This window comes from Fimbriimonadaceae bacterium (genome assembly GCA_019638795.1).
GTDB lineage: Bacteria > Armatimonadota > Fimbriimonadia > Fimbriimonadales > Fimbriimonadaceae > JAHBTB01.
Genome location: JAHBTB010000001.1, coordinates 219,177 through 241,322, shown reverse-complemented (window position 1 = coordinate 241,322; position 22,146 = coordinate 219,177). Strand labels below are relative to the sequence as shown.

The window sequence follows — 22,146 nt, the reverse complement described above, 5'->3', positions numbered from 1 at the left end:
TCATCATCCGACCGCACATCACTGAGAAGACGATGTCCCTGAGCCTCGGCCCGGTGAACGTCGACGCCGAAAAGGCTCAGCGCACGTACACCTACATCGTCGCCGAGACGGCCAACAAGATCGAGATCAAGGAAGCCTTTGAGGCGATCTACAACGCGGGCCGGAAGAAGGACGAGTTCGTGACCGTCGCGGACGTGCGTACCGTCAAGAAGCACGGCAAGATGCGCCGTGTCGGCCAACGCGCCAAGGGCAAGAAGCCCGACGCCAAGAAGGCCCTGATCACCCTGGCCGCAGGCCAAATGCTCGAGGACTACACGGTTTAACACTATGCCGACCAAACGCGTCAAACCAACCTCCCCCGGCCGACGGCACCAGATCGTCAGCACGTACTCGGAGATCACCAAGAGCAAGCCGGAAAAGAGCCTGCTCGCCCCGATCAAGAAGTCTGGCGGCCGCAACGCCACCGGACGCATCACGATGAAGAACCGTGGTGGCGGCAACAAGCGCCGCTACCGCATCATCGACTTCAAGCGCAACAAGGACGGCGTGGCGGCGAAGGTCGTCGCGATCGAATACGATCCGAACCGCACCTGCCGCATCGCCCTGCTGGAGTACGCCGACAACGAGCGCCGCTACATCCTGGCCCCCAAGGGCCTGGTGGTGGGGTCGGACGTCGAGAGCGGGCCGGAAAGCGACATCTTGCCGGGGAACTGCCTTCCCCTGCGCAACGTCCCCTTGGGAACGCTCGTGCACAACATCGAGCTCCAACCCGCCCGCGGCGGCCAGATGGTGCGCAGCGCCGGCGCCGCCGCCCAGGTGATGGCCAAGGAGGGCAACTACTGCACCCTGCGCCTGCCGAGCGGCGAGATGCGGATGGTCCATCTGGACTGCCGCGCCACCGTCGGCGAGGTCGGCAACGCCGAGCACGAGAACGAGCAGCTCGGTAAGGCCGGCAAGAACCGGGGCAAGGGCCGCAAGCCGCACGTCCGCGGTGTCGTCATGAGCCCGCGCGACCACCCCCACGGTGGTGGTGAGGCGAAGTCGCCCGTCGGCCGTAAGAAAGGCCCGGTCGACCGCTGGGGCAACAAGGCGCAAGGGCGCCGCACGCGCTCGAACAAGCGCACCGACCGGTTCATCGTCCGCCGGAGGCCGGAGAACAAGGGCTGAGCCCGGAGCACATAAGCAATGGCACGAAGTCTTAAGAAGGGTTACTTTATCGACTCCCACCTCATCGAGAAGGTGGAGGCGATGAACAAGTCCGGTGAAAAGAGGATCATCAAGACCTGGTCCCGCCGCAGCACGATCGTCCCCGACATGATCGGGCACACGATCGGCGTGCACGACGGCCGCAAGCACATCCCGGTGTTTGTCACCGAGAACATGATCGGGCACAAGCTCGGCGAGTTCTCCCCGACGCGCACCTACCGCGGGCACGACGGCAGCCTTCCGGAAAGGGGGGTCAAGATCCGGTAGGGCCCAGGGTGGGGCAAGGGGCGCGGTACAATCCCGTCCCTTGCGCCGGCCTCCGCTGAAGCGGAACCGGCCCCCGCCAAGCCTCCGGAAGGAGACAGCACCATGGAAGTCCGAGCAGTCGCAAAATTCGTCAAGTGCAAGCCCTTGATGGTCCGCCAGGTGGCCCGCGAGATCCGCGGCGCCCGGGCGGTCGAAGCTGCCAACCAACTGCGGTTCAAGCCCGGCAAGGGCGCGTTTCACCTGCACAAGGTGCTGATGAGCGCGATCGCCAACGCCGAGGCCAACCACGAGCTTGACGCCGACACCCTCAAGATCAGCGAGATCCGCATCGACGAGGGCCCGAAGGCGAAGCGCATCCAAGCCCGCGCCATGGGCCGGGCCAACCGGATCCTCAAGCGCACCGCGCACATCACCGTCGTCGTCGAAGACGCGCCGGTCGAAGGCAAGGTCAAGCCGCACGGCACCCAGCCGAAGAAGCGTCCGACCCTAGCCGCGCCGAAGGGCCGGTCCAAGGCCGCCGCGAAGGCGAAGAAGGAAGAAGCCGTGGTCGAGGAGACCGTGGTGGAGACTCCGGTGGAAGAGACCGTCGTCGAAGAGACCGTGGTAGAGAGCCCGGTCGAGGAAGTAGTGGCCGACGCAGCGGCCGAGGAGAAAAAGGAAGACTAACATGGGTCAGAAAATCCACCCCAACGGCTTCCGGCTCGGCGTGATCCGTGGCCACGACAGCCACTGGTTCTATCCGAAGAAGCAGTACCGCCACGCCATCGTCTCCGACGACAAAGTGCGCAAGTTCTTGCTGGAGAAGATCGGCAAGGGCTTGGTCAGCCGCGTCGAGATCGAGCGCGCCGCCAACCGCGTCAAGGTGACCATCTTCACCTCGCGGCCCGGTGCCGTCATCGGCCGCGGCGGCAAGGGCATCGACCAACTGAGCCAAGACCTGAACGCGATGGCCCGGAAGGAAGACCCGACCGCCCAGGTGCAGGTCAACGTCAGCGAGGTGCGCCAGCCCGAGCTTGACGCCCAACTGGTCGCCGAGAACATCGCCGTCCAACTCGAAAAGCGGATCAGCCACCGGCGGGCCATGCGCCAGTCCATGACCCGTGCGCAACGCCTGAACGGCCGTGGCATGAAGATCATGGTCAGCGGCCGGCTCAACGGTGCGGAAATCGCCCGCCAAGAGCTCGACAAGTTCGGCAAGGTGCCCCTGCACACCCTGCGTGCTGACATCGACTATGGCTACGCCATCGCTTACACGATCTACGGCACCGTCGGCGTGAAGGTGTGGGTGTACCGCGGCGAAGTGTTGCCCGAAAAGCAACTGGCCCAGATGCACGAGAACTTCAACGCCCGGCCCCGCCGACAGCGCGAAGACCGTGGCCCCCGCGAGGACCGCGGCCCTCGCGAAGAACAACCCAAGGAGGAAACCACCCATGTTGATGCCTAAGAGGACCAAGTTCCGCAAGCAGTTCCGTGGCCGCATGCGCGGCAACGCCGAACGTGGCGGCACGGTCAGCTTTGGCGACTACGGCCTGATCGCCCTGCAGCCGGCCTGGATCACCAGCCGCCAGATCGAAGCGGCCCGTATCGCCATGACCCGCCACATCAAGCGCGGCGGCAAGGTCTGGATCCGGGTCTTCCCCGACAAGCCCTACACCAAGAAGCCGTTGGAACAACGCATGGGTAAGGGTAAGGCGGGTGTCGAAGGCTGGGTGGCGGTTGTGAAACCGGGCAAGGTGATGTTCGAGATGAACGGCGTCGACGTGGCCACGGCCCGCGAAGCCATGCGCCTGGCCCAGCACAAGCTGCCGATCGACACCAAGTTCGTGACGAAGGAAGAGTATCAGGAGGCGGCCGGACTCTGAATGTCAGAACCGCCAGAAGAAGAAATGAAAGCCCTGAAAGCCACTAACCTGCGCGAGAAATCGGTCCCCGAGCTCGAAGAGCTGGTGCGCCAAGAGCGCGCCGCCCTCTACAAGGCCCGGCGCGACCTGGTTTTCCGGCAGATGACCGACACGGCCAGCCTGAAGGTGCGACGCCACAACATCGCCCGCCTGCTGACCCTGATCGGCGAGAAGAAGAAGGGAGCTGACGCCTGACCATGGCCGGAACCGAGAACACCACCGAGGCCAGGGGCCGCCGGAAAGTCCGCCGCGGCGTCGTCGCGAGCAACAAGATGACCAAGACGGTCACCGTCCGCCTGGACCGTGCTTACCAGCACCCCCTGTACGGCAAGACTGTCCGCACCTCCGCCAAGGTGAAAGCCCATGACGAAATCGGGTGCGACATCGGAGACACCGTCGAGATCATGGAGACGAGGCCGCTCAGCCGCGACAAGCGCTGGCGCGTCACCAAGATCATCGAGAAAGTGAAGTGATTACGGCCCCGGGCAACCGGGGCTGAACAACGCAAGACGCACGGCAATCGGCGCGCCCGGGAGCCCTCTGCGCAAAGGAATAGGAGCTAGGAAATGATCCAACAGTTCACAAGGTTGAAAGTGGCCGACAATTCGGGCGCGCGCGAAATCATGTGCATCCGCGTCCTGAAGGGGTCGCAACCGCGCTATGGCACCGTCGGTGACGTCATCGTCGCCTCGGTGAAGGCCGCCACGCCCAACATGCCCGTCAAGAAGGGCGACGTCATCAAGGCCGTCATCGTCCGCACGAAGAAGGCCGTCCGCCGCCGCGACGGCAGCACCCTGCGCTTTGACGACAACGCCGCCGTGGTCATCAACCCGCAGAACATGGAACCGCGCGGCACACGCATCTTTGGGCCCGTCGCCCGCGAATTGCGCGACGCCAACTTCATGAAGATCGTTTCCCTCGCGCCGGAGGTGGTTTGACATGCCGACCAAAGCAGAAATCAAGAAACTGAGCCACAAGATCAAGCTCAAAGTCCGCACTGGCGACAAGGTCGTCATCATCGCCGGAAAGGACAAGGGCCAGATCGGCACCGTCGCCGCGGTTGCTCCGAAAGAGAACAAGGCGATCGTGCTGGCCGAGAACCCGGAGAACCCGGAAGTGCCGGTGCCGCTGAACGCGGCCGTGAAGCACCGCAAGGCCCGGTTCCAGGGGGAGAAGTCGGCCCGGCTCCGGATCCCTGTGCCCATCGACATCAGCAACCTGATGGTCATCGACCCCGCCACCGACAAGCCCAGCCGCCTCGGCCGGCGCTTGGAGGACGGTAAGGTCGTCCGCTACGCCAAGAAGAGCGGCAAGACCATCGTCGACACCCCGAACATCACCAAGGAGAGTTGACCGTGGCCCGCAAATCCGCAGAATCCCAACCGTCTGGACCGCAAGGCGCGCTCCCGACCCCGCGCCTGAAGAAGGTGTACCGCGAAACCGTCGTCCCCAAGCTGAAGGAGCAGTTCCAGTACAAGTCGTCCATGGAAGTGCCGCGCCTGGTCAAGGTCGTGGTCAACATGGGCACCGGTATCGAAGAGAAGGAGCTGGAAAACAGCGTGCGCGACATGCAGGCCGTCACCGGGCAAAAGCCGGTCACCACGGTCAGCCGCAAGTCCATCTCCCAGTTCAAGCTCCGCGAGAACATGAAGATCGGGTGCATGGTCACGCTGCGTGGCGACCGCGCCTACCACTTCTTGGACAAGCTGTGCACCGTGGCCCTGCCGCGGATCCGCGACTTCCAGGGGCTTTCTCCGAAGAGCTTCGACGGTCGTGGCAACTATTCCCTCGGCCTGAAGGAGCAGTTGGTGTTCCCGGAGATCAACTACGACACATTCGACAAGATCCGCGGTATGGACATCACGATCGTGACCACCGCCCGGAACGATGACGAAGGACGGGCCTTCCTCAAGCTGATGGGCCTGCCGCTCCGCGACAAGTAAGCACGTCTCCACACACACCGACGACCCGTGCCCCTCTGCAACGAGGGCGCGGGTCGTCACCATTTAGCCCGAGAGCGTCGCGAGGGCCCGGTTGACGGCCCCGACCACCCGGTCGGCGACGCCAGGCCCCTTGACGGCCACACGCACGTGGTCGTCGCGGAACCGGGGGGACAGGGAGTCGCACTGGCGGACAAAGACCCCTTCTTCGGCGCACCTTTCCACGAGGGCCGTGGCGGAGACGCCAAGGCACCGGGCCATGACGAAATTGGCGTCGGTGGGTGTCGGCGCCAAGCGGCCGGTCGCGAGCAGGGCGTCGTGGAGTCCGGAAGCCAGCGCGCGGGTCTCGTCGGCACGGTCGCGGTAGTAGTCCACGTCGCCCAGGGCCTCGACAGCCGCCAATTGGCCGATCAACCCGACCTGCCATGGGGGCGTGAGCGCCCCGAGGCGGGCGACCAGGCCGGGCTCGGCGGCGAGGTAGCCCACCCGCAGGCCGCTCAGCCCATAAAACTTGGACATGGACTTGCAGACGATGAGGCGGGAATCGCCCGCGACGAGGTACTCGACCGACTCTGACCCAGGCAAGAAGTCGATGTAGGTCTCGTCCACCCACAGCTTGGTCTCGGCCGGAAGGCGCCCCAGGAGCTCGCGCATCTCGTGGCGGCGGAGGGCGACCCCGGTCGGCGAGTTGGGGTTGACCATGACGAGCAGCTTCGCCCCTCGACAACGGGCGGCCAGACGGTCAATGTCCACACGGAAGCCGTCGACCGGGAGGTCGAACCGGTCCACGTCGGCACCGGCAAGGTTCTGGACGATGTCGGCGTACTCGCCGTACATGGGGTCCAGCACGACGACACGGTCGCGACGTCCGACCAAGCGGGGGAGGGCGAGGAACATCAGGGACGACGTCCCCGCGCCGAGAAGCACCGAGGCAGGGTCGAGCCCGCGGCGCTCGGCCACCACCTCCCGGAGTCCTTCGGCATGGGTGGGCGGGCTGGTCTTGACGAGGAACTCCAGGTGCTGCCGCACCGCCGCCAACACCCGGGGGGAAGGGTCGTACCAAGCGTCCAGGACGTCGGCGCTGACGACGTCGTCCCTCCGTTCTAGGTGGTCGAGACGGACACCGATCCGCTCAAAGAACGCTCCGCCGTGGACGGTTTGCTGAGGCACGGTCAGATTGTACAGACCATCAGGGCGACTACGGGGAGCCTGTGCCCTTGGTGACGCCCGAGGTAGGCCGGTCGGGGGTGTATTATTCAGGTCGTAGGAGTCAAAGAAATGTTTATCGCAAGCCTCGTGATCGGCGTCGCCCTTGCTGACGGTGTCGAGACCCACTTCATCCCTTCGGGTGCCACCGCCAAGGCGGGCGGGTACAGCCCGGTCCGGTCGCAAATGTCGGAGACCAAACCCTCCTGGGTGAAGAAGGCCCCTTCGGCGACTGGCGCCCTCTATGGCGTCATGCCCCTCAACGGGCAGAACATCGGCTATATGGTCACGTCCGACGCCATCTACGTGGACGCCGACCGCGACGGTGACCTGACCAACGACCCCAAGCCAGAGTGGAAGGAATCCCAAGGTGGTGTCCGCACCGGTTCGGCGACGGTGGACGCCGGATTTGGCCAAAAGGTGGCGGTGAACTTCTACCGCTTCGACCCGAACGACGCGCGGCGCGCCCAGCTTAAGACGACCTTGTTGTACTACGGCGACTATGGGTACGAGGTCAAGCTGACCCTTGGCGGCAAGACCAGTTCGGCGTTCATCGGCGGTGACATCAAGCCGCAGGGGTCGGTCTGGGTGGATCGGAACGGCGACGGCCGCCGGAGCCACTTCCACGAGATGGTGAAGTTCAACGAGCCGTTCAACTTCACGGGCACGAGCTACGTGCTCAAGTCGGCGGGAGGCAAGCTCTCGCTGGAGAAGTCGGCGACCGAGGTGCCGCTCGAACCGAACGCCCCGAACCTGGCCGTCGGTCAGAAGGTCATCCCCTTCGAGGCGACGACGATGGACGGTACGAAGGTGTCGTTCCCGGACAGCTACAAGGGCAAGATCGTGATCATCGACTTCTGGGCGACTTGGTGCGGCCCGTGCATGGCCGAGGTGCCCAATGTGGTCAAGAACTACGAGCAGTTCAAGTCGCGGGGCCTGGAGATCTTGGGCATCAGCTTTGACCAGCCGAACGCCGAGGCCAAGATCAAAGACGTGACGGCGAAGAACCACATGCCGTGGCAGCAGGTGTACGAAGGCAAGTTCTGGGACACGTCCATCGGCCGGATGTACGACGTCTCCGCCATCCCCTTCACTCTGCTTGTGGACGGAGACACCGGCGAGATTCTCGCGAGCGGCAACGAGATGCGCGGAGCCAAGCTTGGCCCGCTGCTTGAAAAGGCCCTAAAGGCCAAGGGCCACTGACCGTCCTTGCCTCCGGGGCGACCCTAGGTCGCCCCGGAGGTCTGGCGTCTCCGTGCCCGTGACTCTGCGGTTCGGACGGGTACAAACGGTTCTGGAAACGCCATGAAAATCGGTTTGCAGCTGTACACCGTCCGTGACGCTTTGGGCGCGGACCTCCCGGGAGGGCTCGACAAGATCGCCTCGATCGGTTTCAAGAACGTGGAGTTGGCCGGGCTCTACGGCAAGACCGCCGAAGAGCTGAAGAAGGACTTCGACGCCCGGGGACTGAAGGCGGTCAGCACCCACGTCGGCATCGACGCGTGCGAAAGGGACTTTGACAAGACCTTGGCCGACGCTAAGGTCTTCGGCTACAAGTACGTCATCGTGCCTTGGATCGACATCAAGGCCTATGCCGGTGGCTGGCCTGAGTTCGCCGCAAAGCTGAACGACATCGGGGCCCGCTTTGCGGAACATGGCATCACCTTTGGCTATCACAACCACGACTTCGAGTTCGCCCCCATCGGAGACACCTACGGTTTCGAGCTCCTCTGGCAGCACACGGACCCCCGGTTGGTGCACGCCGAGCTCGACTTGGCCTGGGTGACCAAGCCCGGCCACAGCGCGGTGGACTGGATCAACCGGCTCAACGGGCAAGTCGTCTTGTGCCACTTCAAGGACCTGGACGCGGATGGGAACCTGGCCGACGTCGGGGCGGGCCGCATCGACTGGGCCCCGGTGATCCAGACTGCCAAGGACGCGAAGGTCGAGTACGCCATAGTCGAGCACGACAACCCGGGTGACGCGTTCAAGAGCATCGCCGCCTCGCACAAGCATTTGACCGGCCTTGGGCTGGCGGACTGACTTGGCCCGCTGCCTAGCCTTGGATCTGGGCGGGGTCGTCCTGCGGATCAACCACACCTGGGCCGACGCGGCGGCGACGGCCCAGGTGACCTTGGGCTTGCCGGAAAACGGCGGTGGGCTGAACGACTTCGCCATGATCCACGCCTTTCAGAAGGAGGCGGTCAGCTACGGCGAGTATCTGGACGGCCTGGCCCGCCACCTTGGCGTTTCGACCGACGAGGCGCGGCGTGTCCATGAGGGCATCCTGGTCGGGCCCTATGACGGGGCCGAGGCGTTGGTCGACGACTGCCGGGCGGCTGGGATCACGGTCGGAGTCCTGAGCAACACGAACCGGCCCCATATCGAGCACTGTTTCCATGCCTTTCCCGTGTGCCACTCCTTCGACCTCTTCGGCACGTCGTACGACGCCCAGGCGAACAAGCCCGAGGCGGAGGTCTACCGTTGGTTCGAAGGCCGTCTCGGTGTCCAGGCGGCCGACATCGTGTTCTTTGATGACGGCGAGTCTAACGTCAATGGCGCCCGGGCCGTCGGTTGGGCCGCGCATCGGGTGGACCCCGACGGTGACCCGCCCGCCTATGTGCGCTCCGTGCTGACGCAAATGGGCTGGCTCGCCTAGTCGTGGCTTGCGATAAAGACAAAGATGATGCTCCAGGCGGCTTCGAGGACCATACTGAAGCTGAACTGTAGGCTCAACGGCATCGCGTAGGTGCAGAGCAAGACCGGCGGCCAGAACACCCAACAGAGTACGAGGCCTGGCATCACCCGGGTGCGGTACCACCTCTCCCGCCAGATCGAGAGGAGACCCAGAAACGAGAAGTCGACCGAGCGCCAGTCGAACATCGCCGTCGCGAACGGGATGCTGACGAGAGGTGAGAAGGCAAGTTGGTCGACCAGGGTCTTGGCCACCACGGTGCCGGGGGTGTTGCTGTCGCCCACGACCGTCGCGAGTCCCCGATAGAAGACATCGACAAAGAGCGCCACGCAGGCGTAGACGAGGGCGGTGAACAGCGTCTTGCCCAGCCACGCCGAGTCGAGCCGGGTGAGCCGCCCGGTGAGAGCCTTCGCGACTTCCGGTATAACCCCTCCCGCCACGGCCCCGGCGAGGAGGACGCCGGGGACTCCCGAGGACGCCTTGAACTGGGCGATACCTTCGGCAAAGGCACGGGTGTGGGGGTCGCGATAATAGAGCACGACCATCGCGACGGCGACAGCCTGGACCAGCACGATGGGTGGCCAGTTGTGCTTCACCGCGCGAAGGCCGGGGGCAAAGGCACTGCGCCAACCGGCGCTTTGGCTCAACCCCAAGTCCCTTCGAAGACGGTGGTCGCCGGGCCGGTCATGAAGACAGTGCCGTCCGTCCGGTAGTCGATTTCCAGGTCGCCACCGGGGAGGCTGACAAGGCACTCACGTCCGGTGTGCCCGTTCAGGTGGGCGGCCACGCCGACCGAACAAGCCCCGGTGCCACACGCCAGAGTGACCCCGGCGCCGCGCTCCCATGTGCGTTGACGCAAGTGGGTCGGGCTGAGGACTTGCACGAAGTGCACGTTGACCCGACGAGGGAAAGCGGCATGGTGCTCGAGGACCGGGCCCCACTCCGTGAGCGGCACGGCCGCGACGTCGTCGACAAAGACGACGACGTGCGGGTTGCCCATGCTGACGGCGGTGCCGCGCAGCCCTTGGAACTCAAGGTCGACGTCCAAGAACGGGGAAGGCGTGCCGGGGGCAAGCCCGATCTCCTCGTTGGTCAACCGGGCCGGACCCATGTTGACCCGGACCCGTCCGTCGGACAAGACATCAAGGACGAGGCGGCCCGCCCCCGTCTCGACGGGGAGGCTGGTGTCCTGGGTGAGGCCCTGGGCCCGGACGAACTGGGCGAAGCAGCGGATGCCGTTGCCGCACATTTCGCTCTCGGAGCCGTCGGGGTTCCACATCCGCATGGCGAACGGCCCGTCGGCACCGGGGACGGCGACGATCAGGCCGTCGCCGCCCACGCCCTTGTGCCGGTCGCAGACTTCACGGGCCAGGGAACCCAAGTCCATGGTCGACAGGTCTTGGGCAAAGCCGTCGACCATCACGAAATCGTTGCCGATCCCGTGCATCTTGGTGAAGGTGATCACTCGTCGGCCGGGGCGTCTTCGCGCGGTTGCTCTTCGCGGTGGTGGTCGTCACGGCCACCAATCTGCTTGGTCGGCACGATGCTCGTGACCGCGTGCTTGTAAACCAATTGGGTCGGCTTGCCCGGGGTGTCGAGCAAAACCGTGAACGCGTCGAATCCGCGGACCTGACCGCGCAGCTGCACACCACCCATCAAATAGATCGTGACACCGATGCCTTCTTTCCTGACCTGGTTCAGGAACATGTCTTGGAGGTTGATTGATTTAGCCATTTGTTTTCTTTGACTCCAGACTTTCCAGTCTCAAGCAAACACTTGCGAGGGTCCCGGACAGTTCGCTCGGGTCGCCAGAATGCAGATTCAAATACGCGAGGCGGGGTTCGCTTCGTAACCACGTCTTTTGGCGTTTGGCGTACTGCCGCGTCGCCATGGCGATGCTTTCTTTTGCGTCCTGTTCTGGAACCAAGCCCCGCAGGTGCTCGATCACTGTGTGATACCCGATGGCCCGCAGACCCGGGGCCGTAGGCCCAACGCCCTGCTCCAGGAGCCCCTTGACCTCGTCGGGCCAACCAGCCGACCACATCGCGTCGACCCGCTCGCGCAGCTTTTGGCCGTGCCAATCGCCCTCCGGCCATGTGGCGACCTTGAGGACGTGGAAGGGGGGGAGCGTGACCCGGAGAGGCGGCGCGGGCGACAGGGCCCGCTCGATAGCACGCCGGACCCGGACCGGGTTGGCAAGGTCGGTTTGGGCGGCGGCGTCGGGGTCAAGCTCCCGGAGTCGGGCGACCAACTCGGGAAGGGCGGTCGCGGCGAGCTCTTGGCGCAAGGCGGGGTCAGGAGCCGCCCCGAGGTCGGTGTACTGCTCGGTCAGGGCCCTCAGGTAGAAGCCGGTGCCACCGACAAGGACGACGTCGGCCTGGTCGGCCCACGCCTGGGCAAGGACGTCTTGGGCGGCGGTGACCCATTGGACGACGGAAAACTCCTCCTCGGGGCCGACCAGGTCGAGGAGGGCGTACCGTGACTTGTCGACCGGCTTGGCCGTGCCGATGTCGAGGCCCCGGTACACCTGGAACGCGTCGGCGTTGGCGAGGCGGGCGCCGGTCCGGTCGGCCACGGCCTCGGCCAACCAAGACTTGCCCGAGCCCGTCGGGCCGTAGACGGCGAGGAGCCAGGGTCGCTTGGCGGACGGGGTCAAGGGGCCGGTTGGTTCAGCAGCGACTCTACCTGCTTGCGGAAGTCACCGAAGTGGGCAGCGTCATAGCCGACCTTGTATTGGTGGACATTGCCGGCCTTGTCGACGACGTACACGGTGGGGATCCCGGTGATCCCGTATGCGTCAAAGTTCGCCCGGCTCCCGTAGGCCACCGGCCAAGGGAGCTTGTGTTCGGCGATGAACTCCTTCATGTGGCCGAACTCGACGTCCTTGGGCATGTCACGGTCCTTGAAGTTCTCGCGTTTGTAGTAGCCGTAGTAGGTGGTCAGGCCGACGACTTCGAGTCCGCGGGGATGGAGGTCGGCGTACAGCTTTTCCATCTCGGGGAACGAGGCGATGCAGGGGCCGCACCAATGGGCGAAGAAGTCGATGATGACGACCTTGCCCTTCCACGCGTCGAGGCTGGTGAAGTCGCCGATCGCCCGCTCAAGGTCGATGGCCGGAGCGGGGGCGCCGATGAGCGAGGTCATGGTCAGCTGGCTCTTCGCCGACCGGTAGACGGGTGAACCAGTGGGTATCTGGGCGACGGCCCGCTTGAGCACGTCGACGGCCTTCTGCCGTTGGTTGTCGGCGACGAGCAGGTCCGCGCGCATCGACGCGAACGAGAACCGGGTGTTCGCGTTGGTCGCCTCGCCCTCCTTCTCAAGCCGGTCTAGCTCCTCGGCGTCAGTGCCACGGGCCCGGCCGGGGACAGCGATCGGCGTGGCAGGGATCGACCCGTCGCCGGCCACCGGTTTCGGCGGGTTCTTCGACTCGGCCAGCACGCGCTTGGCGTACTCCTGGGGGTCCTCGTAAATCGCCCTCTTCTCAACCGAATCAAGGGTGCGCAGGGCGGCACCGGCACCCAGATTGGCCTTGATGGTGTCGAGGAGTCCGTACTTCAGCGAGGAGGAGAGTTCTCGCGATTGTTGCGCGTTGGACGGCCGCATCCTGTCGATCAGGCCGGCGAGCTTGTCTGCCTCGCCCATGCTGTTGTAGGTCTCGGCAAGCGTCATTTCCGCACTGAACCGATGGGCGGAGTCTGGGTTGGTGCCCAGGTAGCGCTCGACAAGACGGGCGACCTCCTTGGTCTTGCCGGCCTGCCGGAAAGGAGAAGTCCAGTCAAGGGCCTCCTTGGCGTCGACCTTTTCGACGTCGACGTCCTTGGTCAACTCTTCGGCCTTCGCCTTCAATTTGGCTTGGAAGGTCTGGAAGTCGAGCTTGCCCCCGCCCTTCCGCATGTCATTGAGGACGGTCTGGCCATACTCGGCAAGGGCCTTCGTCGCGGCCTTGCCGTCGGCAGCTTGGGCGATGGCAGGCACGGCCAGCACCAAACAGGCGAGAGTCAGCGCGGAAGTCTTCATGGCCGTATTGTAGCCGGGTAGGAGCGGATGTCAGCCTTGGTAACCTGCCGGTGTGCTGGTACCCACCCTGATGGCCGTCCTCGTCAATTCAGACACCATGGCGGCGCGCCGCGCCGACTGGCGCGTCGGGCCGGTGGTCTACCAAGTCTTTATCGACCGGTTCGCCCCGCCGTCCGACCCCGCCGCCAAGAAGAAGCTCCTGGCCCCCCACGCCCGATTGATGGACTGGGCCCAGGTTCCGCTGACGGGCACATATGACCGCACGGCCAAGCACTGGACCCACGAGATGGACTTTTGGGGCGGGGACATCGCCAGCCTCCGCGCCAAGTTGGGCTATGTGAAGGGGTTGGGGGCGGACGTCCTCTACACCACGCCGGTCTTCCAGGCTTCGACCAACCACCGGTACGACACCGAGGACTACCGCCGGGTCGACCCGCTTCTGGGGACGGAGGAAGACTTCCGCAAACTGGCCGGCGACCTCCACCGGAGGCAGATGAAACTCGTGCTGGACGGTGTCTTCAACCACATGGGGTCGACGTCCCCCCTCTTTCGGTCGGCCCTGGCCGACCCCCGCGACCGGCACCGTGGCTGGTTCCGGTTTGGCGGCCAGTACGCCGGCGGTTACCAAGGTTGGACCGGTCTCGCCAGCTTGCCGGCGTTGGACACGTCTGACCCCGGGCTGGCCGCCTACCTTTGGTCGGGCCGGGACAGTGTGGTGAAGCACTGGTTGGCGGCGGGTGCCGACGGTTGGCGTCTGGACGTCGCCTTCGACCTTGGCCCGCGTGTCTGCGCCCAAGTCCGCGAAGCGGCCCATGAGGGCAAGGCGGGTTCGTTAGTGGTCGGCGAGGTCAGCGGTTACCCGGCGGGATGGTCAGACGCTCTTGACGGGGTGTTCAACTTCTACGACGTCGGGGTGGCGCGCGAGATGCTCGCCGGGGCGATGTCAGGCGGACGGGCCGGGAAGCTCTTGGAGCGGGCGGTCAAGGACGCGGGGATCGAGCATGCCCTGAGGTCGTGGGTGCACTTTGACAACCACGACACGTCGCGGGCGGCGTCGGAGGTGCCCGACCAGACTACCCGCAACCTGGCCTTCGCCGTCCAGTTCACCATGCCGGGGGCGCCAGTCGTCTACTACGGCAGTGAACTGGGGATGACGGGGCAGGGCGACCCCGGATGCCGGGCCCCGATGCGCTGGGACCTGGCCGACCCGGCGACGAACCCGACGCTTGCCTGGGTCGGGCACTTGGCCCGGCTCCGCCGGAAGCTGCCCGCCCTCCGGTATGGCGACTTCGCTGCCTTGGATTCGGAGAAGCTTCTGGCCTACTTGCGGGTCACTGACAAGGTACGCGAGACTGTCATGGTGGTCGTGAACCCGCTCGACCAACCGGTCACGGAGACGCTGCCGTTCCGCCACGGCAAGGTCATGAGCTGGGGCGAGCTACGCGACGTCGAAGGCGGGCCGACGGTCCGGGCGGTGGCGGGCCTCGTCAAGGTCACCATGCGGCCGCGGTCGGTCGGCGTCTATGTCCCGGTCGAGCGGTTTGCCAACGGTTACTCGCAGTACGGCCGGATCGATTGACGCCGTCGGGGCTTGTGCTAGCATTCCTGGCTATGCCGGTGCTGTTGGAGGTCTGTTGTGGTTCGGTCGACGAGGCAAAAGCGGCCCATGAGCGTGGGGCCGACCGGATCGAGTTGTGCTGCGCGTTGGCCGTCGGGGGGTTGACTCCCTCGCCCGGCATGCTCGACGAGGTCAAGGCGTGGGCCGACTACCCAGTCATGGCGATGTGCCGGTCGCGGGAAGGCGGTTTTCTCTACACGGCCACGGAGTTTGACGTGATGGTCCGGGACGCCCGGCACTTGTTGAGGAGCGGCGCCGACGGGATCGTCTTCGGGTTCCTGAAGGAAGACGGGACGGTGGATGAAGACCGGACGGCACGCTTGGTCGAGCTCGCCGACGGAGCACCCACGATGTTCCACCGCGCCTGTGACGCGACGCCGGATTTGGTCGCCACCATGGAGACTTTGGCCCGACTGGGCGTGACCCGGATGCTGACGAGCGGCCAGACCGGTCATGCCGCGATGGGAGCCCAGGTCCTTGGAGACTTGGTGCGGCGGGCCCAAGGGGCGATCGAGATATTGCCCGGCGGCGGCATCGAGCCGCACAACGTCGTCGGTCTCGTGCAGACCTCTGGGGTCGACCAAGTCCACTTTGCCGCACGCGACAACGTCGACAGCGGCGGGTATGGCGGCGTGACCGACGCGGTGCCGAACCCCGGGCTGATCACCTTGATGCGCGAGTCGATTGCGAAGGCCGGGCTTTAACAGAGCCGGGCCAGTGCCTCGCCGACGAGCTTAGCGAAGAGTTCGCTGGCCTCACCGGCGACGGGGGCGCCGAGGACACACGCGAGCCTGCCCTGGACAAAGACGGGGGTGCAGACCAGCCCCTGGCTGTGACGGCACGTCGCCGAGACCTCGCCGGTGCGGATGGCGTCGCATGTGCCGTGGTCGAAGGCCAAGGTCGTCGGCGCGGGTTCGCCCACTGGCCAAACGCACCGCACGACGACCTCTCCCTCCACGGTGCTCGGCACAGCGACGAACCCCCGCGGGCCGACCAAGTTTCCGGCCCAGGCGCGGCAGACCGCGTCGATCTCGGTCGCACTGTCGCACCGGGCGAGGTCCAGGGCGAGCCGCCCCCACTCCGCCCCGGTGTCAGTCCGCTCGGCGGGTGCAGGTGTGGTCGCCCCTTCGGCGAAAGCCAGGGCCGTGCTCCCTTCGGTGGTGGCGGCCCAGACGTCCAGGCTCGGCCGGGCGGTCGGCACGGCGACGCCGGCACCGTCGCGGGGGAACGGTGATTGGAACGCTTCGTCCCAAGCCAGTCCGACCGGGTCGAGACCCAAGAGTTCGGTCAGCGCCGCGTTCGCGGCGACGAACCGTCCCCGTTCGACCACGGCAAACGCCGTCGCCCTTTGGCCCGATTCAGCCGCCACATGCGCCCACGCCTTGCGAAGCTTTTTTTTGTCGAATGCGCCGCCGGCCATTTGTTTCCTTCTAGAGATGTCCTTGCGGACCTCGCGCGTCGAATTCCCATCTCCTTCAACCCCAAGGTGGTTCGGAATCCCCCACTCGAACCAGAGCCCGGACCACCGGTTTCATTGCGCCGGTCCAGCCACCAAACGTTGTGACACAGGATTCGACGTGGCGTGGCCCGTCACGATACTTGAAATATCAAGAACCAGGCAGAAATCAACCGAAACGACCAGAAATATAGTCCTGAGTACGCTGGCTCTTAGGCCTTAAGAAGATGTCCTGGGTCGGGGCAAGCTCTTCCACTTTGCCCTCCATGAAAAATGCGGTCACGTCGCTGGCCCGTTGGGCCTGCTGCATGTTGTGGGTGACGATGATGATCGTGTAGTTGTCCTTAAGCTCCAGGATCAAGTCTTCGATGCGGGCGGTGGCGACAGGGTCGAGGGCGGAGCACGGCTCGTCCATCAGGATGATCTCGGGGTCCACGGCGATCGTGCGCGCGATGCAGAGGCGTTGCTGTTGGCCCCCGGAAAGTCCGAGCCCGCTCTCGTGGAGCTTGTCCTTGACCTCGGACCAGAGGGCGGCCTTGGTCAGGGTGCGCTCGACGATCTCGTCGAGGTCGGCCCGGTTCCGGACGCCGTGCACCTTGGGGCCGAAGGCGACATTGTCATAGATCGACATAGGGAACGGGTTGGGCTTTTGGAAGACCATGCCCACCGACTTGCGGAGTTCGACGACGTCCACGTCCGGACCGTAGATGTCGTGCCCGTCAATGGCGATCTTGCCCCGTATCCTGGTGCCGTCGATGAGGTCGTTCATCCGGTTGATGCACCGGAGGAACGTGGACTTGCCGCATCCGGAGGGGCCGATGAGGGCGGTGACTTGTCGGGGCTCGGCGCACAGGGAGACGCCGTGGAGCGCCTGCTTGGCACCATAAAAGAAATCGACGTCGGTCGCCTGCACCCGACCGAGGGCGCTTTCGTCCGGTCGAACCTCTGCCACCGTCATCGGCTCATATTGTGACAGTCTGGCCCGGCTCCACCTTGGGCAGAGGGCGGTCAGGTGAAGGTGACGGCGTGCTGGCGCAGGGCGTGGTCGGCAAGGACGAGGGCCACCATCGCCTCGACCATCGGCACGGCGCGGGGAAGGACGCACGCGTCGTGCCGCCCCTTGCCGCTGATCGTCGTGTTCTCGTGGCGGACGTCCACGGTGTCTTGCTCGTGCATGACCGTGGCGACCGGTTTGAACGCGACGCGTAGGGTGACCGGCATCCCGTTACTGATACCGCCCTGGATGCCGCCGCTGTTGTTCGAGGTCGTCGTCACGTGCTTGGATCCGTCGGCCCGGAAGGGGTCGTTGTGCTGGGTGCCCCGCAACATCGTCCCGGCGAAGCCGCTGCCGACCTCGAAACCCTTACTGGCGGGAAGGCTCATGAGGGCTTTGGCCAAGTCGGCCTCAAGTTTGTCGAAGACTGGTTCGCCCCAACCGGCCGGGACACCCCGGGCGACGCAGCGGACGCAACCGCCGACCGAGTCCCCGTCTTTGCGGACCGCTTCGATGAGCGCGGTCATCTCTTCGGCTTTCTGAAGGTCTGGGCACCTGACGATATGCGCCTCGACCTGGTTCAAGGTGACGGTGAGGGGGTCGACGTCGGCTTGGACACCTTGGACGCTGTCGACCCAGGCGACGACCTCGACCCCGAACCGGTCGGCGAGCAGGGCCTTGGCCACGGCCCCGGCGGCGACCCGGCCGACCGTCTCGCGGGCAGAGGCGCGGCCACCCCCGCTCCACGCCCGGATACCAAACTTCTGGTCGTAGGCAAAGTCGGCGTGGCTGGGGCGGTATTTTTCCCGCATCTCGTCGTAGTCGCGTCCGCGCTGGTCTTGGTTGCGCACGAGCATGGCCACCGGTGTGCCGAGGGTCAGCCCGTCGAGGACCCCGCTCAAGATTTCGACGGAGTCGGCCTCCTTGCGTTGGGTGACGAGCTTGCTTTGCCCCGGCCGCCGCCGGTCGAGCTCCCTCTGGACCATCTCCTCGGTGAGGCGGAGGCGGGGCGGGCAACCGTCGACGACCACGCCGACGGCGGGGCCGTGGGACTCACCGAAGGTGCTGACGCGGAACAACTGCCCCGTGACGCTGGCCATCTTAGCGCAACGCCTCGACGCGCCGGGCGAGTTCGATGTCGGTGGCGGTGACCCCGCCGGCGTCGTGGGTGCTCGTCTGGACAACGACGGCGGGGTAGGTCAGGGTGATGTCGGGGTGGTGGTCCATCTGTTCGGCGACGTGGCTGACCGCGACGGTGAAGAGGACCCCGTGGGCGTAGCTCTTGGACGGGAACGACTTGGCGATCTTGCCGTCGCCCGCGACCCAACCGGGCAGTACGGCGAGGGCTTCGGCGAGTTCGTGAGGGCTGAGCAACTGGCGTCCGGGCACGGTACCTCCGATAGGGGAACAGGCCCAGCTTACCGGAAGGCGGGGGCAGGGCCGACGGTAGACTGACCACCTCAGAGAGAAGCGGCACCCGCCAATGGCGACGGCCCGGGGATCCTCGAACACATGAGCACACCGTCTACGTCTTCAGCTCAAATCAACTTGGCCGGAGCGGCCAAAGTCCACATGAATCTTTCGGCTCCCGAACTGGTGGAGCTCGCCATCCTCAACGGCGAAGGGGTGCTCGCCTCCAACGGCGCCCTTGTCGCGAACACCGGCAAATATACGGGGCGTACCCCCAAGGACAAGTGCACCGTCCGCGACACGCTGACCGAGGACAAAGTCTGGTGGGACAACAACAACGCCATCACCCCAGAGCAGTTCGCCCACTTGAAGGACAAGGCGGTCAAGAGCACGGCCGGTAAGGAGCTTTATGTCGTCGACACCTATGGCGGGGCCGACCCCAAGCACCGTATCAAGGCGCGGTTCATTGTCGAAAAGGCGTGGCACGCCTTGTTCATCCGGTCGCTTCTCATCCGACCGACCGCCGAAGAGCTGAAGGGCTACGAGCCGGACTGGACGGTCTTGGACATGAGCACGGAACTGTGCGACCCCGCTGTCGACAAGACGCGCGGGGAAGCGGTGGTCGCGTTGAACATGACCGACCGCGAAGTCGTCGTCATGGGCACCGAATACGCCGGCGAGATGAAGAAGAGCGTGTTCACGATCATGAACTTCCTCTTGCCGCTTAAGGGCGTGATGAGCATGCACTGCTCGGCCAACATCGGTGCGGCGGGCGACACCGCCCTCTTCTTTGGCCTGAGCGGCACCGGCAAGACCACCCTTTCCGCCGACCACGACCGGTCGTTGATCGGCGACGACGAACACGGTTGGACGGACGACGGTGTCTTCAACATCGAGGGCGGGTGCTACGCCAAGTGCATCCACCTGAGCCAAGAAGGAGAGCCCGAGATATGGAACTCGATCCGGTTTGGGTCGGTGTTGGAAAACGTGGGTCTCGTCGCCGGGCGGGTGCCCGACTACGACGACACCAGCAGGACGGAGAACACCCGGTGCGCCTACCCGGTGGAGCACATCGCCGGGGCGGTCATCCCCAGCATGGGCGGCCACCCGACCAACATCTTCTTTCTCACCTGCGACGCGTTCGGCGTCTTGCCGCCGATCAGCCGCCTGGACGGCGAGCAGACGATGGACCACTTCCTGAACGGTTACACCGCCAAGGTGGCGGGCACCGAAGCCGGGGTGACCGAGCCACAGGCGACGTTCAGCGCCTGCTTCGCCCAACCGTTCCTGCCTCTGCCGCCCAAGGTCTACGCCGAACTTCTCCGTGAGAAGGTGAACAAGCACGGGGCGACGGTCTGGCTGGTCAACACCGGTTGGACGGGAGGCCCGTATGGGGTGGGCCGTCGCATGTCGCTGAAGCACACCCGGGCCCTGCTCCGCGCGGCGTTGGGCGGCTCATTACACAAAGTCGAGTTCCGCACCGACCCGGTCTTCGGTCTGAGCGTCCCCGTTTCGTGTGACGGCGTGCCGAGCGAGGTGCTCGAACCGCGCCAGACGTGGAGCGACAAGGACGCCTATGACAAGCAGGCGACGAAGCTCAAAGAGATGTTCGACACGAACATCGCGAAGTTCCGCTGAGCCCGGGCCCTTCCGGCCATCACGCCCCACTTGGACAGGCACCAGGTGGGGCGTCTGATTTGGTGGGCGGGCGGGCCTGGAGGATAATTCGCGGTGAATGAAGACGGGCAAGTTGGTCGTCGGGGTGACGGGGGCGAGCGGGGCAGTCTACGCCCAACGCCTACTGGTCCAGGCCGCACGGGCGTTTGACCACGTGTACCTGGTGATGAGCACCCAGGCCCTCGACGTGGCGGCGACCGAACTGGGGGTGACGGTCTCCAAGAGCGATTTCAAGACCAAGGAGTGGCTGGGAGAAGAACTTGCCAACATCCACCTGCTCGACGACCGCGACTTCTTCACCCCTCCGGCCAGCGGTTCGTTCCGACACGACGGCATGGTCATTGTCCCGTGCAGCATGGGGACGGCGGGGCGCATTGCGAACGGGATCAGCAACGACCTTTTGACGCGTTCTGCTGACGTGTGCCTGAAAGAGCGACGCCCTCTCGTGCTGGTGCCGCGCGAGATGCCGTGGAACCTCGTCCACTTGCGTAACTTCACGCAATTGGCGGAGGCCGGGGCGACTGTCCTGCCCGCCTCGCCGGCGTGGTACCACCGCCCCAAGACCCTGGAAGACCTGGCCGACACCGTCGTCGCGAGGATCCTGCAGTGCCTAGGCGTGGAGCAGGGTCTGGTCGGCCAGTGGATGGCGGAAGACTAGGGGCGGCATGAAGCCACCGCCCTTCGCCTACTGCCCGGGCATGCTCGCCTACGGCTTCGGCCCCGACCACCCGTGGCAACCCGAGCGGCTACGTCGCGCCGTCGCCCTTTGCGAGGCGATGGTCCCCGGACTTGAGGCGGCGGCTCCCGACGGGTGGGACGAGTCGCGGTTGGAGACGGTCCACGACCGGGCCTACCTGGAGATCGTCCGCCTTGCCTCGCAGCCCGACGTCGACATGGCGGCGTTGGCGGCTTACGGCCTCGGCGACGGCGACACACCGCGGTTCGACTCGATGTACGAGGCGGCCTCGCTGGTCTGCGCCGGGGCGGACTGGGCCGCCCGCCAGGTGGTCGCCGGTGCGCCGGTGGCGGTGAGCCTGGGGGGAGGCCTGCACCATGCGCACAGGGACCGCGCCAGTGGATTCTGCGTGCTGAACGACTGCGTCGTCGCGCTGGACCGGCTCCGTGGACGGTATGGACGCGTCGCCTACATTGACATCGACCTACACCACGGTGACGGCGTGCAATCGGTCACCTGGGACGAGGAGGACGTGATGACCTACTCGGTCCACGAGTCCGGGAAGTACTTGTTCCCCGGTACCGGGGGGGTGGACGAGGTGGGCCGGTGGGGCAACAAGTTCAACGCCCCGATGGACCCGCACACGACCGGCGACATCTGGCTGGCTACCGTCCGCGAGTCACTCCTGCCCGCCGTCGAGGCCTTCCGTCCCGAGGCGGTGGTGCTCCAGATGGGGTGCGACGCCCACATGACCGACCCGTTGGGCGACTTGGACGTGACCGACCGTGAATGGCTGGAGGCGGTGAGGTTGGTCATGGGCCTGGGGTTGCCGACCCTGGCCTTGGGCGGCGGCGGTTACGACATGGCCAACGTCCCGCGGATGTGGGCGGCGGCGGTCGTCCTGTTGGCAGGGGGGGACCCTGAGGCCGAAGTGCCGCGACTGGTGGGAGAGCCCTGGACGCCGACCCGGCTATTGACGGACGAAAAGCCGCCGGTGCGCGGGCGTGGGCGGAAAGTTGCCGAAGTGGTCGTCAACGTCCTCCGGGCCCAGGCGTCGCGCCTCGGTTGATGGTGGTCGGGAAC

At 65.5% G+C, this 22,146-nt stretch carries 29 protein-coding genes; 19 read left to right on the top strand and 10 right to left on the bottom strand.

Annotated elements, in window-relative coordinates; all coding sequences use genetic code 11:
- The first annotated feature begins 32 nt into the window (after positions 1–32).
- From KF857_01185 to rplE, 11 genes are all read left to right on the top strand, one after another.
- Entirely contained in the window at positions 33–323 is a 291-nt protein-coding gene (locus KF857_01185) for a 50S ribosomal protein L23 (protein MBX3110595.1), read from the top strand.
- Positions 324–327: 4 nt separating this feature from the next.
- Entirely contained in the window at positions 328–1,167 is an 840-nt protein-coding gene (gene rplB, locus KF857_01180; GenBank protein MBX3110594.1) for a 50S ribosomal protein L2, read from the top strand.
- A gap of 18 nt (positions 1,168–1,185) precedes the next feature.
- Positions 1,186–1,473, top strand: a complete 288-nt coding sequence (gene rpsS, locus KF857_01175; GenBank protein ID MBX3110593.1) for a 30S ribosomal protein S19 — start codon at positions 1,186–1,188, stop codon at positions 1,471–1,473.
- A 102-nt stretch (positions 1,474–1,575) separates the two neighbouring features.
- Positions 1,576–2,139 (top strand): 50S ribosomal protein L22, encoded by a 564-nt coding sequence (gene rplV, locus KF857_01170; GenBank protein ID MBX3110592.1) that lies wholly within the window; start codon positions 1,576–1,578, stop codon positions 2,137–2,139.
- A gap of 1 nt (position 2,140) precedes the next feature.
- A complete protein-coding gene (gene rpsC, locus KF857_01165) occupies positions 2,141–2,917 on the top strand; it encodes a 30S ribosomal protein S3 (GenBank protein MBX3110591.1) in 777 nt (258 codons plus the stop codon).
- On the top strand, positions 2,904–3,335 hold the full coding sequence (gene rplP / locus KF857_01160) for a 50S ribosomal protein L16 (protein MBX3110590.1): 432 nt from the start codon (positions 2,904–2,906) through the stop codon (positions 3,333–3,335). The genes rpsC and rplP overlap by 14 nt, the downstream gene beginning before the upstream one ends.
- Before the next feature lie 24 nt (positions 3,336–3,359).
- Positions 3,360–3,569: a 50S ribosomal protein L29 gene (gene rpmC, locus KF857_01155; GenBank protein ID MBX3110589.1), complete on the top strand. Its 210-nt coding sequence runs from the start codon at positions 3,360–3,362 to the stop codon at positions 3,567–3,569.
- Between the two features lie 2 nt (positions 3,570–3,571).
- Positions 3,572–3,847 (top strand): 30S ribosomal protein S17, encoded by a 276-nt coding sequence (gene rpsQ, locus KF857_01150; protein ID MBX3110588.1) that lies wholly within the window; start codon positions 3,572–3,574, stop codon positions 3,845–3,847.
- Positions 3,848–3,940: 93 nt separating this feature from the next.
- Positions 3,941–4,312 carry a 50S ribosomal protein L14 gene (gene rplN / locus KF857_01145; GenBank protein ID MBX3110587.1) on the top strand — a complete coding sequence of 124 codons (372 nt, stop codon included), beginning with the start codon at positions 3,941–3,943 and terminating at the stop codon, positions 4,310–4,312.
- A gap of 1 nt (position 4,313) precedes the next feature.
- Positions 4,314–4,727 carry a 50S ribosomal protein L24 gene (rplX, locus tag KF857_01140; GenBank protein MBX3110586.1) on the top strand — a complete coding sequence of 138 codons (414 nt, stop codon included), beginning with the start codon at positions 4,314–4,316 and terminating at the stop codon, positions 4,725–4,727.
- Between the two features lie 65 nt (positions 4,728–4,792).
- Positions 4,793–5,317: a 50S ribosomal protein L5 gene (gene rplE, locus KF857_01135; protein ID MBX3110585.1), complete on the top strand. Its 525-nt coding sequence runs from the start codon at positions 4,793–4,795 to the stop codon at positions 5,315–5,317.
- Between the two features lie 63 nt (positions 5,318–5,380).
- Here the strand turns inward: rplE and KF857_01130 are convergent, their stop codons facing one another.
- Positions 5,381–6,484 (bottom strand): histidinol-phosphate aminotransferase family protein, encoded by a 1,104-nt coding sequence (locus KF857_01130; GenBank protein ID MBX3110584.1) that lies wholly within the window; start codon positions 6,482–6,484, stop codon positions 5,381–5,383.
- Positions 6,485–6,592: 108 nt separating this feature from the next.
- On the opposite strand from KF857_01130, the gene KF857_01125 reads away from it, so the two are divergent.
- The 3 genes from KF857_01125 (at position 6,593) to KF857_01115 (ending at position 9,179) form a co-directional block, all read left to right on the top strand.
- Positions 6,593–7,723 (top strand): TlpA family protein disulfide reductase, encoded by a 1,131-nt coding sequence (locus KF857_01125; GenBank protein MBX3110583.1) that lies wholly within the window; start codon positions 6,593–6,595, stop codon positions 7,721–7,723.
- A 102-nt stretch (positions 7,724–7,825) separates the two neighbouring features.
- Positions 7,826–8,563 carry a sugar phosphate isomerase/epimerase gene (locus KF857_01120; GenBank protein ID MBX3110582.1) on the top strand — a complete coding sequence of 246 codons (738 nt, stop codon included), beginning with the start codon at positions 7,826–7,828 and terminating at the stop codon, positions 8,561–8,563.
- Entirely contained in the window at positions 8,547–9,179 is a 633-nt protein-coding gene (locus tag KF857_01115; GenBank protein MBX3110581.1) for an HAD-IA family hydrolase, read from the top strand. Before KF857_01120 ends, KF857_01115 begins: the two co-directional genes overlap by 17 nt.
- Here the strand turns inward: KF857_01115 and KF857_01110 are convergent.
- From KF857_01110 to KF857_01090, 5 genes are read right to left on the bottom strand one after another with little or no spacing between them, the layout of a single operon-like run.
- Positions 9,176–9,862 carry a hypothetical protein gene (locus KF857_01110; protein MBX3110580.1) on the bottom strand — a complete coding sequence of 229 codons (687 nt, stop codon included), beginning with the start codon at positions 9,860–9,862 and terminating at the stop codon, positions 9,176–9,178. The genes KF857_01115 and KF857_01110 overlap by 4 nt on opposite strands.
- A complete protein-coding gene (locus KF857_01105; protein ID MBX3110579.1) occupies positions 9,859–10,680 on the bottom strand; it encodes a diaminopimelate epimerase in 822 nt (273 codons plus the stop codon). The genes KF857_01110 and KF857_01105 overlap by 4 nt, the downstream gene beginning before the upstream one ends.
- A complete protein-coding gene (gene hfq / locus KF857_01100; protein ID MBX3110578.1) occupies positions 10,677–10,949 on the bottom strand; it encodes an RNA chaperone Hfq in 273 nt (90 codons plus the stop codon). The genes KF857_01105 and hfq overlap by 4 nt, the downstream gene beginning before the upstream one ends.
- The gene (miaA, locus tag KF857_01095; GenBank protein MBX3110577.1) at positions 10,942–11,871 is read right to left on the bottom strand and encodes a tRNA (adenosine(37)-N6)-dimethylallyltransferase MiaA; all 930 of its coding nucleotides are present in this window, start codon (positions 11,869–11,871) and stop codon (positions 10,942–10,944) included. Before miaA ends, hfq begins: the two co-directional genes overlap by 8 nt.
- On the bottom strand, positions 11,868–13,232 hold the full coding sequence (locus KF857_01090) for a TlpA family protein disulfide reductase (GenBank protein MBX3110576.1): 1,365 nt from the start codon (positions 13,230–13,232) through the stop codon (positions 11,868–11,870). The genes miaA and KF857_01090 overlap by 4 nt, the downstream gene beginning before the upstream one ends.
- 52 nt (positions 13,233–13,284) lie before the next feature.
- Between KF857_01090 and KF857_01085 the strand changes: the two genes are divergently transcribed.
- Entirely contained in the window at positions 13,285–14,811 is a 1,527-nt protein-coding gene (locus KF857_01085) for an alpha-glucosidase C-terminal domain-containing protein (GenBank protein ID MBX3110575.1), read from the top strand.
- Positions 14,812–14,843: 32 nt separating this feature from the next.
- Entirely contained in the window at positions 14,844–15,554 is a 711-nt protein-coding gene (locus KF857_01080; protein ID MBX3110574.1) for a copper homeostasis protein CutC, read from the top strand.
- Here KF857_01080 and KF857_01075 read toward each other — a convergent pair.
- From KF857_01075 to KF857_01060, 4 genes are all read right to left on the bottom strand, one after another.
- The gene (locus KF857_01075) at positions 15,551–16,270 is read right to left on the bottom strand and encodes a hypothetical protein (protein ID MBX3110573.1); all 720 of its coding nucleotides are present in this window, start codon (positions 16,268–16,270) and stop codon (positions 15,551–15,553) included. The genes KF857_01080 and KF857_01075 overlap by 4 nt on opposite strands.
- A gap of 205 nt (positions 16,271–16,475) precedes the next feature.
- The gene (locus KF857_01070; GenBank protein ID MBX3110572.1) at positions 16,476–17,264 is read right to left on the bottom strand and encodes a phosphate ABC transporter ATP-binding protein; all 789 of its coding nucleotides are present in this window, start codon (positions 17,262–17,264) and stop codon (positions 16,476–16,478) included.
- A 50-nt stretch (positions 17,265–17,314) separates the two neighbouring features.
- Entirely contained in the window at positions 17,315–18,400 is a 1,086-nt protein-coding gene (gene aroC, locus KF857_01065) for a chorismate synthase (protein ID MBX3110571.1), read from the bottom strand.
- A 1-nt stretch (position 18,401) separates the two neighbouring features.
- Positions 18,402–18,689 (bottom strand): 4a-hydroxytetrahydrobiopterin dehydratase, encoded by a 288-nt coding sequence (locus tag KF857_01060; protein ID MBX3110570.1) that lies wholly within the window; start codon positions 18,687–18,689, stop codon positions 18,402–18,404.
- Between the two features lie 123 nt (positions 18,690–18,812).
- Here KF857_01060 and pckA point away from each other — a divergent pair, with 123 nt between their 5' ends.
- From pckA to KF857_01045, 3 genes are all read left to right on the top strand, one after another.
- Positions 18,813–20,348 (top strand): phosphoenolpyruvate carboxykinase (ATP), encoded by a 1,536-nt coding sequence (gene pckA / locus KF857_01055; protein MBX3110569.1) that lies wholly within the window; start codon positions 18,813–18,815, stop codon positions 20,346–20,348.
- 97 nt (positions 20,349–20,445) lie between these two features.
- A complete protein-coding gene (locus KF857_01050; GenBank protein ID MBX3110568.1) occupies positions 20,446–21,045 on the top strand; it encodes a UbiX family flavin prenyltransferase in 600 nt (199 codons plus the stop codon).
- A gap of 7 nt (positions 21,046–21,052) precedes the next feature.
- Complete coding sequence (locus KF857_01045) at positions 21,053–22,132, top strand: hypothetical protein (GenBank protein MBX3110567.1); 1,080 nt, start codon at positions 21,053–21,055, stop codon at positions 22,130–22,132.
- Positions 22,133–22,146 lie beyond the last annotated feature (14 nt).

Bases quoted from the DNA above. Each gene is read 5' to 3' on its own strand.
- KF857_01090 (MBX3110576.1), bottom strand. From the start codon at position 13,232: ATGAAGACTTCCGCGCTGACTCTCGCCTGTTTGGTGCTGGCCGTGCCT.
- rpsC (MBX3110591.1), top strand. From the start codon at position 2,141: ATGGGTCAGAAAATCCACCCCAACGGCTTCCGGCTCGGCGTGATCCGT.
- KF857_01070 (MBX3110572.1), bottom strand. From the start codon at position 17,264: ATGACGGTGGCAGAGGTTCGACCGGACGAAAGCGCCCTCGGTCGGGTG.
- KF857_01050 (MBX3110568.1), top strand. From the start codon at position 20,446: ATGAAGACGGGCAAGTTGGTCGTCGGGGTGACGGGGGCGAGCGGGGCA.
- aroC (MBX3110571.1), bottom strand. From the start codon at position 18,400: ATGGCCAGCGTCACGGGGCAGTTGTTCCGCGTCAGCACCTTCGGTGAG.
- rplX (MBX3110586.1), top strand. From the start codon at position 4,314: ATGCCGACCAAAGCAGAAATCAAGAAACTGAGCCACAAGATCAAGCTC.
- pckA (MBX3110569.1), top strand. From the start codon at position 18,813: ATGAGCACACCGTCTACGTCTTCAGCTCAAATCAACTTGGCCGGAGCG.
- KF857_01045 (MBX3110567.1), top strand. From the start codon at position 21,053: ATGAAGCCACCGCCCTTCGCCTACTGCCCGGGCATGCTCGCCTACGGC.
- rpsQ (MBX3110588.1), top strand. From the start codon at position 3,572: ATGGCCGGAACCGAGAACACCACCGAGGCCAGGGGCCGCCGGAAAGTC.
- rpsS (MBX3110593.1), top strand. From the start codon at position 1,186: ATGGCACGAAGTCTTAAGAAGGGTTACTTTATCGACTCCCACCTCATC.
- rplV (MBX3110592.1), top strand. From the start codon at position 1,576: ATGGAAGTCCGAGCAGTCGCAAAATTCGTCAAGTGCAAGCCCTTGATG.
- rplN (MBX3110587.1), top strand. From the start codon at position 3,941: ATGATCCAACAGTTCACAAGGTTGAAAGTGGCCGACAATTCGGGCGCG.
- KF857_01080 (MBX3110574.1), top strand. From the start codon at position 14,844: ATGCCGGTGCTGTTGGAGGTCTGTTGTGGTTCGGTCGACGAGGCAAAA.
- KF857_01075 (MBX3110573.1), bottom strand. From the start codon at position 16,270: ATGGCCGGCGGCGCATTCGACAAAAAAAAGCTTCGCAAGGCGTGGGCG.
- KF857_01125 (MBX3110583.1), top strand. From the start codon at position 6,593: ATGTTTATCGCAAGCCTCGTGATCGGCGTCGCCCTTGCTGACGGTGTC.
- KF857_01185 (MBX3110595.1), top strand. From the start codon at position 33: ATGTCCCTGAGCCTCGGCCCGGTGAACGTCGACGCCGAAAAGGCTCAG.
- rplB (MBX3110594.1), top strand. From the start codon at position 328: ATGCCGACCAAACGCGTCAAACCAACCTCCCCCGGCCGACGGCACCAG.
- rplP (MBX3110590.1), top strand. From the start codon at position 2,904: ATGTTGATGCCTAAGAGGACCAAGTTCCGCAAGCAGTTCCGTGGCCGC.
- KF857_01120 (MBX3110582.1), top strand. From the start codon at position 7,826: ATGAAAATCGGTTTGCAGCTGTACACCGTCCGTGACGCTTTGGGCGCG.
- rpmC (MBX3110589.1), top strand. From the start codon at position 3,360: ATGAAAGCCCTGAAAGCCACTAACCTGCGCGAGAAATCGGTCCCCGAG.
- hfq (MBX3110578.1), bottom strand. From the start codon at position 10,949: ATGGCTAAATCAATCAACCTCCAAGACATGTTCCTGAACCAGGTCAGG.